Source organism: Pseudomonas grimontii, assembly GCF_007858185.1.
Taxonomy (GTDB): Bacteria; Pseudomonadota; Gammaproteobacteria; order Pseudomonadales; family Pseudomonadaceae; genus Aquipseudomonas; species Aquipseudomonas grimontii.
In genome coordinates, this window is the sequence record NZ_VFES01000009.1 from 206,102 (window position 1) to 220,630 (window position 14,529).

A 14,529-nucleotide genomic window follows, 5' to 3' on the forward strand; every position below is an offset into this window, starting at 1 on the left:
TGGCTTTGCCATCCGACAACCCAGGAGATATCGAAATGAAACAACGTGATCCTTCTTACCCAGCGGCGCCAACAGTTCCACCTCAACTTAAGACAGGGGACTACGTACGTCTGGACGGTCCCAACGCAGGCGTCTGCACCGGACTATACAAGCTCATGTTTTATAAAAACGGCACCTCATTCGCCACGCTGCCTATACAGCGAGCATTTAAAGACTCGTTCAATTTTGAGGTTCACGGGAGTTTCGAAGGAGAGATCGAGGTGAAAGGCCACTATCACGACTGTGCCACTGGCCTGGAACACCAGCATAGCTTTGGGTCTACCCACGTCAGTCGAGACTAATGATGTATTCCAATAGTCGTGCAATTATTCGACTTACCCGGCGGCGCTCTCACGGCGTATAGCGTTCTTCATCGTGCAAGCGCCTCCCTCGCGGGCCTCACCGGCGACGCGGCCGACGCTGCTCGTCATCGGTACGAATCGGCACCGGTTGCAGTGGCGGCTCGATCAAGCCCAGTGCAACGCCGAGGTCGTGGAGCCAGTTCTGGATTTCCTCTTTCATGGTTTGCCCCCTTTGAGGGTAATGCTGGTAGGCGCAAGTTCTGTCGCCTTTTCCTACATTGATAATAGCCCTAAGTCCTACGTATTGCTTGAACGAAACCACAACGAACTATTACTGAATTGATCCAAATCCTGACGGATCGTTCAAGCAATCGCGCGTGCGTCTTGCAGGACCTCGGCCCTGCCCTCTCGCTGCAGGTCGATCCATGCGTTGAGGTTAGCGCCGAGCATACCCTTTCGCCACATCAGCCAGGTGGTCGCAGTGGCAAAATGCCCTGTCAGCGGATGAACGGACACGCTGTCCTTGCCCGGCAGGCTGTCGAGCATGGATTCGGACATCAACGCCACGCCTGAACCGGCGATGACGCAGGCGAGCATGCCCTGATAAGACTCGATCTCAATCGCCCGCCCCATGGCGACGTGCTCGTGGGAAAACCAGGATTCCAACCGCGCCCGATAGGCACAGCTGCGGCGGAAAGTGAACACCGAACGGCCAGCAACGTCCTGTGGCCCGCGCACCGGCGGATGGTCAGCTTCGCATATCAGCACCAGGCGTTCTTCGCACAGGGCTACACCGTCCAGCGAGGCGATAGTGCTGGGCCCGTCCACAAAAGCAGCATCCAGGCGACCGGTAATCAACCCTTCGAGCAACTCACCGCTGGGCGCCGATTGCACCTGCAAGTTCACCATCGGGTAGGCCTTGTGGTAACGCGCCAACAATTTCGGTAAATGCACCGCCGCCGTGCTGTACATGCTGCCCAGTACAAAGTCGCCGGCCGGTTGCCCGCCTTGCACGGCGCCATGGGCTTCATCGTGCAGCGCCAGCAGACGGGTGCTGTAGTCCAGCAATACCTTGCCCGCCGGAGAAAGCTGCAAGCGCTGGCGTTCACGCACGAACAACTCCACGCCCAGCTGTTCTTCCATCTGCTTGAGCCGGGTCGACAAGTTCGACGGCACTCGATGCAGACGCTCGGCAGCGCGGGTGATGGAGCCCTCTTCCGCCACGGCCTGGAATATCCGCAATTGACTGAACTCCATGCCTTTCCCCAAAACTGAACAAGTTGCTCACTATTATTCATTTTTACAGAAAGTCAATGCGCTTTAGCCTGACGGTATTCGCTTACCAGCAGGACACCTGACCATGTCACCCCTGATCCGCTTACTCGCCAGTTTTATCGCCCTGATGATGGCCATGGGCATTGGTCGCTTCGCTCTCACCCCGCAAGTGCCCCACTTGCTCAGTGAAGGGCAGATCGACCTGACCGGCGCCGGTCTGATCGCGGCGGCCAATTACCTGGGCTATTTCGTGGGTGCGGTGGATTCGATTTTTGCGCGCAGCCATCAGCATGTGCGGGGTCGCCTGTATGGCGGGCTATGGCTGTGTGTGCTGCTGACGCTGGCGTCGTACTGGGCCCATGGTTTCTGGCCACACTTGCTGCTGCGCTTCGGAACCGGCGTTGCAAGTGCCTGGGCATTGGTGATGATCACCAGCCTGAGCCAGCCGCTGGCGATTGCCGCCGGGCGTCCACGCCTGGGCGCCCTGGTGTTTGCCGGGCCAGGGCTGGGGATTCTGTTAACCGGGTTGCTGGCGTTGGGCTCCAACCTGTGGGGCCAAAGCTCTGCAACGTTGTGGCTGATCTACGGTGTGGTGGCGCTGGCGATGCTACTGGCAATCTTGCCCTTCTTGCCCCAGCCGTCCAGCGTCACTGCGCCTGTTGCAAGCCACGCCGACACGGCCAGCAACGGTAGCATTACCCACCTGTGCTTGATCTATGTGTTGTTCGGCCTGGGCTACATCATTCCGGCGACGTTCCTGTCACAGATGGCCAGCGCGCAATTCAAAGGCGCCTGGCAAGCCGATCTGTTCTGGCCATGCTTTGGCCTGGCCGCGGCGATCGGCGTGGTGGTCGCAAGCCTGCGTCGCAAGGACCCGGACACCACCCGCCGCTGGCTGATGACCACGTTGTGGCTGCAAGCGGCCGGCGTATTCGCCTGCCTGCTGGGTAACGGTTGGGGTCTGGCGCTGGGGGTGTTGCTGTGCGGTGCGCCATTCCTGGCCTGTATGCAGTTGGTGATGGCGCGCCTGCGGGAGATTGCCCCCCACGGCTATCAGCGCAACACCGGGCTGCTGACCGCCAGCTTTGCCATCGGCCAATTGAGTGGGCCGTTGCTGGCGTCGGTGAGCAGCCACCTGAGCGGTGGCCTGCAACCGGCGTTAGTGATCGCCGGTGCAGGCCTGTTAGTGGCGGGAGGCGTGTTGGTCAGCCCGCGGCCAACGGTGCCGGTGCACGAACCTGCTCACGCCGCGCCAACACCAGGAAAAACAGCCCACCCAGGAAGCAGCCGGTGAACCAGGCAAAGTTAGCCATGCCCTGCAACGCCGGCGTGAAGGTGATCGCGACACCCGCCAGTGTCGCGGGCACCAGCGCCTTGACCGCCGTCCAGTTAACACCGCCATCGAAGTAATAGCGCCCGCTCGGGCTGTCATCGAACAGCGCGTCCACGTCGATCTTCTGCTTTTTGATCAGGTAGAAATCCACCAGCAGAATCCCGAACAACGGGCCGATAAAGGCCGCGAGAATATCCAGGGTGTAGTGGATCATCAGCGGGTTATTGAACAGGTTCCACGGGGTGATGAAGATCGAAGCCACGGCGGCGATCATGCCACCGGCGCGCCAGCTGATTTTGCTCGGCGCGACGTTAGCGAAGTCGAACGCCGGGGACACGAAGTTGGCGACGATGTTGATGCCAATCGTGGCAGTGACAAATGCAAAAGCGCCAAGCAGCACCGCCACGCTGTTATCGATTCGCGAGACGGTAGCGATCGGGTCATGGAGCATTTCGCCAAACACCGGCAAGGTGCCCGAGACGATCACCACGGTCACCAGGGAAAACGCCAGGAAATTCACCGGCAGGCCCCAGAAGTTGCCGCGTCGCACGTCCCGCATGCTGCGGCAGTAACGGCTGAAATCACCGAAATTCAGGGTCGGCCCGGAAAAGTACGAGACCACCAGCGCCGTCGCCACGATCACCTGGCCGAATGCCTGCCAGCCCGACAGGGATTTTTCCGCCAGGGTAAAGCTGATATTCGCCCAACCCGCCTTCCACACGATCCAGCCGGCCAGGGCAAACATCACCGCATAGACCACCGGCCCCGCCCAATCGATAAAGCGGCGAATGGACTCCATGCCGGCCCAGAACACAGCCGCCTGCAACACCCATAGACTGAGGAAACCAAACCAGCCCAGGTAAGACAGGCCGGCAAAGTGCGGCTCTGCAAACACCGCCATCTGTGGGAAAAAGCGCAATACCACAATGATCAAGGCACTCGACGCCAGGTAGGTCTGAATCCCGTACCAGGCCACCGCAATCAAGCCGCGAATCACTGCGGGAATATTTGCGCCGAACACACCAAACGCCAGCCGGCAGATCACTGGATAGGGAACGGCAGCCTGCTGGCTGGGCTTGGCCACCAGGTTGGCAATCAGTTGCACGATGCAGATGCCTGCCAGCAAGGCAATCAACACCTGCCAACTGGCCAGCCCTAAGGCGAAGAGACTGGCGGCGAACACATAGCCACCCACGCTGTGCACGTCACTCATCCAGAAGGCGAAGATGTTGTACCAGGTCCACTTTTGCGGCAGTGGGCCCAGGTCCTGGTTGTACAGGCGCGGGCTGTAGCCTTTGGGCAATTGTTCGGTCATCGCTGGGCTCCTCGTAATACCGGCCTGCGCTTCCGTCACGGGGGTGCATACGGGAGGCGGCGTGGTTTGTATACGAGATAGTCAGCAGAATACGTGCCAATAGAACACAATCCCTCTGCAACGACGTTCCAAAGGGGGACAAGGAGGTTTATTAACGGGGACTGCGCTCAGCAACGGTGCAGATTGATCCTGTACACAATCATCGGTGCACTCGTTGTGCACACAAGTACCCGACCGTGCAGCAAGCCGCTGTGAGGAAGGTGCCCCAGGCCATGTCCATCACCGCCAACCCACCAGACCAGCCTTGCAGCGTGGCCCAGTTGCTCAGGTCATAGGTGCCGTAGGCCACCAGGCCCAGCATGGCGCCCATCCGCGCAGCGCGTTGCCAACTGGCGCTGGGCAAGACCACGAACACCACGCAACCGAGGACATACAAGAGGTAGAACAGCGCTGCGGGCAACAGGCGAGGCTGATCGAGCATCAGCGGGCCCAGCAGGGATTTGTAGGTCGGGCCCATGAGGACGCCGAGCCAGAGACCGTCGAGGATCAGGAAGGCAAGCAAGGTGCCGAGGTAAGCGAAGACAGACTTCTTGGACATTGATGCACCCTCTGTAGGAGCGAGCTTGCTCGCGAAAATACTCCAGGCGCATCACGGTGTCGGATGTACCTTTTTCGCGAGCAAGCTCGCTCCTAAAGAAGAGCAAACCGCACTCAGCTTAGTTCAATGCGATCCGCGTGAATCACGATCTGGCCCTGCTTGTAGAGTGCACCAATGGCCTTCTTGAAGTTGCCCTTGCTCACGCCAAACAAGTTGCTGATCACCGCCGGGTCGCTCTTGTCGCTGACTGGCAGGCTGCCGTTGTTTTCACGCAACTTGGCGAGGATCTTCGAGTTTAGGCTGGAGGCCGCTTCCTGGCCGACCGGTTGCAGGCTCAGGCTGATGTTGCCATCGGCACGAATCTCTTTGATAAAGCCTTTCTCTTCCTTGCCCGGACGCAGGAACTTGAACACTTCGTTCTTGTGGATCAGGCCCCAATGCCTGTTGTTGATGATCGCCTTGAAGCCCATGTCGGTGGCTTCGGCGACCAGCAGGTCGACTTCCTGGCCCACGACGTAGTTGGCCGGCGTCTTGTCCAGATAGCGATCAAGGCGTGCGGTGGCGGTAATACGCTTGGTGTGTTTATCGAGGTAGACATGCACCACGCAGTATTCGCCGGCGGTCATCTGACGTTTTTCTTCCGAGTACGGCAGCAACAGATCCTTTGGCAAACCCCAATCGAGGAACACACCAATGCTGTTGACTTCCACGACTTTCAAACTGGCAAATTCGCCGACTTGAACTTTCGGTTTTTCGGTAGTGGCGATAAGTTTGTCATCGCTGTCCAGATAAATGAAAACGTTAAGCCAGTCTTCATCTTCACTGGGAATATCTTTGGGGATATACCGATTAGGCAAGAGGATTTCGCCATCTTGCGCACCATCAAGGTACAAACCAAAGTTAGTGTGTTTAACCACTTGCAAGCTGTTGTAGCGCCCGACTAAAGCCATTTCCAATACCCTCATTGCGTGGGCGGCATTCTACCCGAGTTGCGCTCGACACGCGCGCACACCTGAAAAATCGCGGGGTTGCCTGGCATTCCAGTGGCACCGTTCCGCTCGTCCGATCATTCGACTGAATTTTGCCACGCCCCCACGCCGGCTCACCCCGTGGTTTCGAGTTAAAACAGTAAGTTAGGGGTTAATTTCAAAAATAAACTTTGGCTGTTTTCAGCTGCCGCACTTATTCCCGGGGATATTTACCAAGCAATTGTCAAGTATTTCCTGTACGATGCCTGGCCAAGTTAATTTTCTACAGGTTAGTGGCCGCCATGCGCGTAAAAGCATCCAACAGCAAAGCAAAGCCAGCTCCCGCCGTTGAAACCAGCGAATCGATCAACAACCAGATTGCTGCGTTTCTCAAGTCCGGTGGCGAAATCCAGCAAATTGCCAAGGGCGTGAGCGGCCAGACTTTCGGCCCGTCCAAGCAGATCAGCCTGGGTAAAAAGTAACACCGCGCAGTACACCTGGTCCCTATGCGTCTTGCCTTCAAGGCGCTAGGACTAGAGCCTGAAATACCCTCTCGCTTCACCTTCAAGTCATGCAAATCGACGAACGGGCCTCACCTCCTGACATTCGCCGGTATGCTTGCACACGTCTAGCACGGGCATCTGCCCTATTTTTTCGTTCCTGCTCCTCGCTTTTCATGGAGTGAAGCATGCTTAAACGCTGCATTTTCGTGGCCAGTTTCCTGGCAGCCAGCCCTCTCGCCGAAGCGCAGATTTTCCAGCGTGAACTGGGTGACTTCGACCTGAAATTGGGCACTACCCCCAGCCGCAGCATGGCCCAAGGCCTGGTCAAGCCGACCTCGCCGGGCAGTGACTCGTTCCATGGCGGGCTGGACCTGAGCCACGACAGCGGCCTGTACTTTGGCCAGTTTTCTCCGAACATGGGCCTGTCGTCGGCCAGCACTCTCGAAGTCGATTCGTACATGGGGTTCAAGCACCCTTTCGACCAGACCCTGGGCTACGAAGTCGGCCTGATCCATTACAGTTATCCCAAACTCAGCCCCCTCGACAGCCAGGAGCTCTACGGCGGCCTCAACCTGCTGGGCAATCGCTTCGGCGCCTCCTTCAGCAACGACCCGGACCGCCAGGACAGCACCCTGTTCGCCGACCTCACCGGCACCCAGCCCTTCGGCATCGGCGTCAGTATGAAATACACCACCCATCAACTGGGCACCCCGACCTCCGTGGAGGGGGGGTCCATCAGCAGCTTCAGCGACTGGTCGATACAGTTCTCCCGCGCCTGGAATGGCATCGACCTGGACCTGATCTACAGCGACTCCAGCCTCAGCGGCGGCGATTGCTCGGCCTATTCCGGACACAATTCGCAATGCGATGGCCTGTTGACCTTGAAGGCGGTGCGGTCGTTTTATTGATGGGCTGAACTGTCGCGTGCGCCGCGGGTTCACATGCATTAACTCCCCTCTGCGCAAGGACACGCCCATGCTGCGTCGGCTCAAACTGCTGGTGGTATTCCTGACCCTGAGCCTGGTGCTCGCCGGCTGCAACCGCGTGGGCCTGGCCTATCGCAACCTGGACGTGATCATCCCCTGGACCCTCAACGACTACCTGGACATGAACGCCGGGCAGAAAAGCTGGTTCAACGACACACTCAAGGGACACCTGGCCTGGCACTGCACCACGCAATTGCCGGATTACCTCGACTGGCTCGACCGCCTGCAGGCAATGGTCGAAAGCAACCAGGTCACCGATGCAGCGCTGCAAACCCGCACGGTTGAGGCCAAGCAGGCGATTGCCGAGGTGGCGCGGGAAATCACCCCGTCGGCGATTGAATTGTTACAAGGGCTGGATGACCAACAGGTCAACGACATGAACGATGCCCTGGCCAAGGACCTGCGCAAACGCCAGGACGACTATCTCAAGCCGCCACTGGCCAAGCAGATCCAGGAGCGCGCCGAGCGCATGAACAAGCGCCTGGATACGTGGATGGGGCCACTGAGCGATAGCCAGAAGAACCGAGTGATGGCCTGGTCCATCGGCCTGGGCGAGCAAAACGAACAATGGATCGGCAACCGTGCCCACTGGCAGGCACAATTCATCGACGCCGTGCAGCAACGCCAAAGCGCCAATTTCCCGCAGAAAATCCAGCAACTGCTGGTGGACCGCGAAAGCCTGTGGACACCGGAATATCGCGCGGCGTATGCACAGACCGAGGCCGCTGCGCGCGGCCTGATCATCGACGTCATGGCCGAAAGCAGCGTGCAGCAACGGCTGAAACTCACCCAGAAAATCGACAACGTACGCAGTGACTTCCAGGCACTCAAATGCCTGAAAAGCGCGCAGTCCTAATTGGGTGCCAGGGTGCCCAGCCAGGCCACCAGCGCGAGGATCAGCGCAGCCGTACTCAACTCCAGCACCATGCTGCGCCGCAGCGCAGCAATGGCAGCGACATAATCACCTGCCGCCACAGACCGTTGTAGAAGCGGGGTGAGGTGGAAACGATTGAGCGCCGCCAGCCCCAACATCAGGCCAAACAGCCCTAGCTTCAGGCATAACAGGATCGCGTAGACGCCACCGGTAAGGCCGTCCAGATTCGGTCCGACCACCAACAGATAATTCGCCACACCGGTGCCGATCAGCACCGCGACAAATCCCGCCCCCACGTGCTCGAACCCCGCCAGCGCTCTTGCCAACACCCGAACGTGATCGGCGTGGTGCAAAGACGCACGCCTCAACAACAACCCGAACGCGGCCAACGCCCCCACCCAACCTCCCGCCGCCAACAGATGCGCGCCGTCGCTGAGGATGTGCCACACACCCAGCGTGCCTTCATGCATCACTCCGTGCCCGGTCCACGCCAGTGTCACCAATGCGGTGGCGCCCGACAACGTGGTCAGTGGCAGGCGGGTGCCAAGCACAGCCACGCCCAGCGCCCCCATCCGTAGCCACCACATCAACCCCAGGTCGGTCTGCCAGAGCATCATGTGCAGATGCGGCCACAGCGTCTGCCAATCCGTGGCACCACTCATGGCCTGGGTCAGCGTCAACAGCGACGCCATCGACAGCACTAGCCCAAGGCCAGCCGTCAGCCGCAGCAGGCCCCTGAAATTCAGCAGCACGCGCTCCGGCGCTTTCAACCCATAAAGACCAAAGAGCCCCAGGCCAAACAACACCATCAGGTCAAGATAGAGCGCAAAACGCAGTGCGACTTGGGTCAGTTCACTCATGGCTGGACGCTGAACACCACGTTACCGGTGATCGGGTGGGTGTCCGATGACACTGCACGCCAATCGACCCGATAGGTGCCGGTAGTCAGCGCAGAGGCTGGCTTGATCAGCATCACCTTGGGGTCGGCGCTCGCCGTGACACTGGCCTTGACCGGCATCGGCGAATTGGGCATGCCGGGCATATCGGTCATGGTCAGCTTGGCCCCGGAAAACTGCGTCAGCAGGTTCTCCGAGAAGCGCAGTTCAATGACTGTCGGCGCGCCACCTTGGGTCCCGGCGGGAGGGAGGGACGACAGCAGTTTCGGATGGGCCGACGCCGGCAGGCTGATCATTAATCCGGCCCACAGCGCACCACTCGTTAACGCGGTTTTCAACATTGACATGCAAGGCTCCAGGCCGCTCAAGGCGGCGAGTTATAAGAATAAGAAACCGTTTAAAACCACAAGCGCACGCCGACCACCCAACGCAGTTGGCTGACGTCTTCGTCTTCGTCGCGAGCGTATTGCGCCGTCTGGCCATAGCTGCGGTTCCAGCTGACACCCACGTACGGCGCAAACTCCCGGCGCACCTCATAGCGCAACCGCAGGCCCAGCTCGCTTTCCGACAGGCCGGAGCCGACCCTGCGTTGCGGGTCGTTCTGCGCATAAAAATTGAGTTCGGCCGTCGGCTGCAGGATCAGGCGGTTGGTGAGCAAAATGTCGTAGTCACCTTCCAGGCGTGCCGCGGCGTGGCCCGACTCGCCAACAAACAGCGTCGCCTCGGCCTCGAAGTTGTAGAGCGCCAAGCCCTGTACGCCGAAGGCTGCCCAGGTCTGGCTGTCTGCGGGCTTGAAGTCCTGGCGCACACCGCCAACCAGGTCCCACCAAGGGCTGATGGCGTGCCCCCATAAGGCCTGGGCTTCGGCGCTGTCGGTGCGGCCGGCACTGCGCTCGCCCTCACTGCGCAACCACAGGCGGTCGATGTCGCCACCGACCCAGCTCTTGACGTCCCAGTTCAGCGCACCGCTCTCACCGCCGCCTTGCCATTCCAACTGGTTGATCAGCAGCATGGCGTTGATGGCGCTGTCATGCACCATGTGCCCGCCCGGCGCGTTGTACACAGCGGCGCGATCCGCGTCGGTCAGCAGCGGAATCGGCGTACGACTTTCGCTCAGCGCCGGAACCGCCGGGCTCATGCCCTGAAACTCCTCAGCCTGCGCCAGCGAGCCGAACGCCAACCAGGCCAGCGCGATACACACAAATAACACCCGACGGCTCATGCTCGCTTCCTCATTCATTCACGCGCACTTCACGGAACATGCCCATTTCCATGTGGTACAGCAGGTGGCAGTGATAGGCCCAACGGCCCAGGGCATCGGCGGTCACGCGGTAACTGCGGCGCGAGCCTGGCGGCATGTCGATGGTGTGTTTGCGCACCTGGAATTGGCCGTTTTCGTCCTCCAGGTCGCTCCACAGGCCGTGCAGGTGAATCGGGTGGCTCATCATGGTGTCGTTGACCAACACCAGCCGGACACGCTCGCCATAGGTCAGTTGCAAGGGCTCGGCATCGGAAAACTTCACGCCATTGAATGACCAGGCAAACTTCTCCATATGCCCGGTGAGATGCAATTCAAGGGTACGCGCGGGATCGCGGCCATCGGGATCGTCGAAGGTGCTGTGCAGGTCGGCGTAGGTCAGCACCCGACGACCGTTGTTGCGCAGGCCGATGCCGGGGTCATCGAGCTTGGGCACCGGGTTCATCGCCTGCATGTCCACCAAAGGGTTGTGCTGCTCGCTGGCCGGGTGGCTCTGCATCGACATCGCGCCCATCGCACTGTGATCCATGCCCGCCATATCCGGCATGTCCGCCATGGCGCCGTGATCCATCCCACCCATGCCCATGTCGTCCATGGTTATCCACGGGCGCGGCTCAAGCACCGGTACGGGCGCCGTCGCCCCCGCCTGGCGGGCAAGCGTGCCACGGGCATAGCCCGTGCGATCCATGGACTGGGCAAACAGCGTGTAGGCCGCTGCCGTGGGCTCCACCAGCACATCGAAGGTTTCGGCGACGGCAATGCGGAATTCATCGACGCTGACCGGCTTGACCGGCTGGCCATCGGCGGCGATGACGGTCATCTTCAGCCCCGGGATACGCACATCGAAATAGGTCATCGCCGAACCGTTGATAAAACGCAGGCGAATTTTCTCCCCGGCCTCAAATACTCCGGTCCAGTTGAGCCCGGGCGGCTGGCCATTGAGCAGGTAGGTGTAAGTCTCGCCGCTGACGTCCGCGAGGTCGGTGGGGTTCATCTTCATTTGTGCCCACATCAGCCGGTCAGAAACGGTGGCCGACCAGCCCTGCTTGCCCACATCGCGTACGAAATCGCCCACGGTGGGCTTATGCAGGTTGTAGTAATCGGACTGCTTCTTGAGGGTCTTCATCAGGGCGACGGGGTCTTCGTCGGTCCAGTCCGAGAGCATCACCACGTAGTCACGCTGATAGGTGAATGGCTCGGGCTCCAACGGATCGATGACCAGCGGGCCGTACACCCCCTGCTGCTCCTGGAACCCGGAATGGCTGTGGTACCAGTAAGTGCCATGCTGCTTGACCTTGAACTGATAGACAAACACGCCGCCCGGCTCGATGCCCTTGAAACTCAGGCCGGGCACGCCGTCCATGGTCGACGGCAACAAGATGCCGTGCCAGTGGATCGACGTCGGCTCGCTGAGGCGATTTTTTACGCGCAGGGTCACGGTGTCGCCTTCGCGCCAGCGCAGCAAGGGGCCGGGCAAGCCGCCATTGATGGTCAACGCCGTGCGCTTCAGACCGGTGAGATTGACCGGCGTCTGGTCGATAAACAGATCGAATTCGGTGCCCGCCAGCACCGTGGGCTCGCCCGCACTTGTCAGCGCCCATACCGGCGTGCGCCATAGCCCGAGCCCGCCCAGCAGGCCGCCGGCGGCCAGGCCTTTGACGAAGGTTCGTCTGGAGGTAATAGAGTGCATGCCGATTCAAGTCCGTCAGTTGAATGGCAGCAGATTAGGGTTCGCCGGCTGTCAGCAACCTTAGCGGCAGATTACCGATCCGACAGTTTCGGCGTGCCCGGCACCGCCAGAGTGCCGGGGCTTGCGGGGGGTCAGGCGATCTGCGCTTTGGAGGCCACTTGCGCGAAGGTCGCCGGGTCCAGCGCATCGGCCTGCTCATCCAGCACCTGGCGCGGGTGATCATTGCCCGGGATCGAGCTGTCGATCAGCGCCAATAGCTGCGCGCCCAGTGCGGTCAGAATGAAATTCTCACCATTGCCGCCCTCTTCCTCAGGCCGCGACTCGATAAACCCACGCTTGAACAACAGCGCTTCGTAGTCCGCAGCGGTCTTTTTCAACGCATCCAGGTTGCCGGTGGACTCGCCCGCCGTGGCCTTCTCGGCCGCTTCCTGCTCGGCGTACTTGCGCGGGGCAAAGCTACCCTCGCCGTTCTGCACTTCATGCAGCAGACGTTCGATCAAATCCCAGTTGTAAGTCGTCATCCTGATTCCTCCTGCGGGCCTAAGGAAAGTAGCCCGCCTATAGGAGTGACCCTGCGCGTCTATCGCCGTTCAGACCAACCGACGGACGTCATTTCTCTGAACTTTCCAGACGTTCGCCACCTCAACTGAGCATCACCGCCAAGGAGGTCCGACCATGAAATCCCTGAAAAACCTGGCCATCGTCGCCACGCTGCTCACCGCTCTGCCCGCCTGGGCCTGCACCCCGGAAGAGGCCACGGCCAAGCGCGAGCAACTGGCGCAGGAAGTGGCCAAGCTCACCGAGCAGAACCCGACCAAGGCCAAGGAGATGAACGACGAGCTGCAGAAGATGGACCTGGATACTGAAAGCGCAGAGTTCCCTGACAAGTGCCAGTTGATCGACGCCCGGCTCAAGGAATTGAAAGAAGCTGCCGCCAAGGCTAAAAATTGAGGACATAAAAAAACCGGACAAGGTCGTCCGGTTTTTTCACATCCCTTAAGCCTTACTCGGCCGCAGGTGCTTCTGGCTTGCGACGCTTGAGCGGCGCCATGCCATCCTTGCTGACGAGCGACAGGTTGTCGGTCTTCGGCCGGTTGGCGATCTTGCGCTTGGTCGGCGACTTGGCACCGGCCTTTTTCTTGTCGCCCTTGGCGTCGGTCTTTTTCTTCTTCACGCCAACGGCCTTGCCCGACGCCTTGACCTTCTTCGGCCCGGTGTAGGTGCCTTTGACTTCCTTGATGGTGCGACGCTCGAACGACTGCTTGAGGTAGCGCTCGATGCTCGACATCAGGTTCCAGTCGCCGTGGCAGATCAGCGAGATCGCCAGGCCATCGTTGCCCGCACGCCCGGTTCGGCCGATACGGTGCACGTATTCGTCGCCGCTGCGAGGCATGTCGAAGTTGATGACCATGTCCAGGCCGTCCACGTCCAGGCCGCGCGCGGCGACGTCGGTGGCGACCAGGATCTTCACGCCGCCGGCCTTGAGGCGGTCGATCGCCAGTTTGCGGTCCTTCTGGTCTTTTTCACCGTGCAGCACGAACGCCTTGTAGTCCTGCGCCACCAGGCGACCGTAGATGCGGTCGGCCGCAGCACGGGTGTTGGTGAACACGATGGCCTTCTGATAGGTCTCGTTGGCCAGCAACCAGTTGAGGATCTGTTCTTTGTGCACGTTGTGGTCAGCGGTGACGATCTGCTGGCGCGTGGTGGCGTTCAGGTCGCTGACGTTGTTGACCTGCAGGTGCTCAGGGTTGTTCAGGACCTTGGCGACCATGTCGCGCAGGGTCGAACCGCCGGTGGTGGCGGAGAACAGCATGGTCTGCTGGCGGTTCACGCATTCAGCCACCAGACGCTGCACGTCGTCGGCAAAACCCATGTCGAGCATGCGGTCGGCTTCGTCGAGCACCAGCACCTCGACTTCCTTGAGGTCAAGGTTGCCGGCGTTGAGTTGCTCGATCATGCGGCCAGGAGTGCCGATCAGGATGTCCGGCACCTTGCGCAGCATGGCGGCCTGGACCTTGAAGTCTTCGCCACCGGTGATCAGGCCGGACTTGATGAAGGTGAACTGCGAGAAGCGCTCGACTTCCTTCAAGGTCTGCTGGGCCAGCTCGCGAGTTGGCAGCAGGATCAGGGTCTTGATGCTGACGCGGACTTTGGCCGGGCCGATCAGGCGGTTAAGAATCGGCAGGACGAAAGCGGCGGTCTTGCCACTCCCGGTTTGAGCCGTCACCCGCAGGTCACGCCCTTCGAGCGCGAGCGGGATGGCCGCTGCTTGCACAGGCGTAGGCTCGACAAATTTCAGCTCGGCCACGGCTTTGAGCAGGCGTTCGTGCAGGGCGAATTGGGAAAACACGGGTGCTACCTCGAAGAAATACAAAAAATCAGCTGCATAGGGTACCGGTTTCGGGCGTCCAAACCGAGTGTCTTTACGCGAACGGCGCTAATCTGTTGCTTTTTTGTCAGGGCATTTGTCCACGGCATCAACTTTGTTGCAC

Annotated in this window: 17 protein-coding genes; 6 read left to right on the plus strand and 11 right to left on the minus strand. The window is 60.1% G+C overall.

Going from position 1 to position 14,529, the window contains the following annotated elements; all coding sequences use genetic code 11:
* The first annotated feature begins 35 nt into the window (after window positions 1–35).
* A complete protein-coding gene (locus FIV39_RS16130; protein WP_090400144.1) occupies window positions 36–341 on the plus strand; it encodes a hypothetical protein in 306 nt (101 codons plus the stop codon).
* 97 nt (window positions 342–438) lie between these two features.
* On the opposite strand, the gene FIV39_RS33485 is transcribed toward FIV39_RS16130, so the two are convergent.
* On the minus strand, window positions 439–561 hold the full coding sequence (locus FIV39_RS33485) for a PA1414 family protein (RefSeq protein ID WP_261384992.1): 123 nt from the start codon (window positions 559–561) through the stop codon (window positions 439–441).
* A 143-nt stretch (window positions 562–704) separates the two neighbouring features.
* A complete protein-coding gene (ptrR, locus tag FIV39_RS16135; RefSeq protein ID WP_090400146.1) occupies window positions 705–1,598 on the minus strand; it encodes a putrescine utilization regulator PtrR in 894 nt (297 codons plus the stop codon).
* Between the two features lie 103 nt (window positions 1,599–1,701).
* Between ptrR and FIV39_RS16140 the strand changes: the two genes are divergently transcribed.
* Window positions 1,702–2,910 (plus strand): MFS transporter, encoded by a 1,209-nt coding sequence (locus FIV39_RS16140; RefSeq protein WP_090400148.1) that lies wholly within the window; start codon window positions 1,702–1,704, stop codon window positions 2,908–2,910.
* Here FIV39_RS16140 and FIV39_RS16145 read toward each other — a convergent pair.
* From FIV39_RS16145 to FIV39_RS16155, 3 genes are all read right to left on the minus strand, one after another.
* Window positions 2,822–4,264, minus strand: coding sequence for an NCS1 family nucleobase:cation symporter-1 (locus FIV39_RS16145; protein ID WP_090400150.1), 1,443 nt, complete (start codon window positions 4,262–4,264; stop codon window positions 2,822–2,824). The genes FIV39_RS16140 and FIV39_RS16145 overlap by 89 nt on opposite strands.
* A 199-nt stretch (window positions 4,265–4,463) precedes the next feature.
* Window positions 4,464–4,862, minus strand: a complete 399-nt coding sequence (locus tag FIV39_RS16150; protein ID WP_090400152.1) for a DUF2177 family protein — start codon at window positions 4,860–4,862, stop codon at window positions 4,464–4,466.
* 113 nt (window positions 4,863–4,975) lie between these two features.
* On the minus strand, window positions 4,976–5,812 hold the full coding sequence (locus FIV39_RS16155) for a CvfB family protein (RefSeq protein WP_090400154.1): 837 nt from the start codon (window positions 5,810–5,812) through the stop codon (window positions 4,976–4,978).
* A gap of 320 nt (window positions 5,813–6,132) precedes the next feature.
* Here FIV39_RS16155 and FIV39_RS16160 point away from each other — a divergent pair, with 320 nt between their 5' ends.
* The 3 genes from FIV39_RS16160 (at window position 6,133) to FIV39_RS16170 (ending at window position 8,175) form a co-directional block, all read left to right on the plus strand.
* Window positions 6,133–6,312, plus strand: coding sequence for a hypothetical protein (locus FIV39_RS16160; RefSeq protein WP_017527541.1), 180 nt, complete (start codon window positions 6,133–6,135; stop codon window positions 6,310–6,312).
* Between the two features lie 206 nt (window positions 6,313–6,518).
* On the plus strand, window positions 6,519–7,241 hold the full coding sequence (locus tag FIV39_RS16165; RefSeq protein WP_090400156.1) for a TorF family putative porin: 723 nt from the start codon (window positions 6,519–6,521) through the stop codon (window positions 7,239–7,241).
* 67 nt (window positions 7,242–7,308) lie between these two features.
* Complete coding sequence (locus FIV39_RS16170; protein ID WP_090400159.1) at window positions 7,309–8,175, plus strand: DUF6279 family lipoprotein; 867 nt, start codon at window positions 7,309–7,311, stop codon at window positions 8,173–8,175.
* Here FIV39_RS16170 and copD read toward each other — a convergent pair.
* The 5 genes from copD to FIV39_RS16195 all read right to left on the minus strand — a co-directional run bounded on the left by copD (window position 8,172) and on the right by FIV39_RS16195 (window position 12,558).
* Window positions 8,172–9,053: a copper homeostasis membrane protein CopD gene (copD, locus tag FIV39_RS16175; protein ID WP_090400161.1), complete on the minus strand. Its 882-nt coding sequence runs from the start codon at window positions 9,051–9,053 to the stop codon at window positions 8,172–8,174. The two genes, FIV39_RS16170 and copD, sit on opposite strands and share 4 nt — an antisense overlap.
* Window positions 9,050–9,436, minus strand: a complete 387-nt coding sequence (gene copC, locus FIV39_RS16180) for a copper homeostasis periplasmic binding protein CopC (protein ID WP_090400163.1) — start codon at window positions 9,434–9,436, stop codon at window positions 9,050–9,052. The genes copD and copC overlap by 4 nt, the downstream gene beginning before the upstream one ends.
* Before the next feature lie 50 nt (window positions 9,437–9,486).
* The gene (locus FIV39_RS16185; RefSeq protein WP_090400165.1) at window positions 9,487–10,311 is read right to left on the minus strand and encodes a copper resistance protein B; all 825 of its coding nucleotides are present in this window, start codon (window positions 10,309–10,311) and stop codon (window positions 9,487–9,489) included.
* Between the two features lie 10 nt (window positions 10,312–10,321).
* On the minus strand, window positions 10,322–12,037 hold the full coding sequence (locus FIV39_RS16190; RefSeq protein ID WP_090400167.1) for a copper resistance system multicopper oxidase: 1,716 nt from the start codon (window positions 12,035–12,037) through the stop codon (window positions 10,322–10,324).
* 131 nt (window positions 12,038–12,168) lie between these two features.
* Window positions 12,169–12,558, minus strand: coding sequence for a transcriptional regulator (locus FIV39_RS16195; protein ID WP_090400168.1), 390 nt, complete (start codon window positions 12,556–12,558; stop codon window positions 12,169–12,171).
* Between the two features lie 154 nt (window positions 12,559–12,712).
* On the opposite strand from FIV39_RS16195, the gene FIV39_RS16200 reads away from it, so the two are divergent.
* A complete protein-coding gene (locus FIV39_RS16200) occupies window positions 12,713–12,988 on the plus strand; it encodes a hypothetical protein (protein WP_090400170.1) in 276 nt (91 codons plus the stop codon).
* Window positions 12,989–13,040: 52 nt separating this feature from the next.
* On the opposite strand, the gene FIV39_RS16205 is transcribed toward FIV39_RS16200, so the two are convergent.
* Window positions 13,041–14,387, minus strand: coding sequence for a DEAD/DEAH box helicase (locus FIV39_RS16205; RefSeq protein ID WP_090400172.1), 1,347 nt, complete (start codon window positions 14,385–14,387; stop codon window positions 13,041–13,043).
* Between the last annotated feature and the right edge of the window lie 142 nt (window positions 14,388–14,529).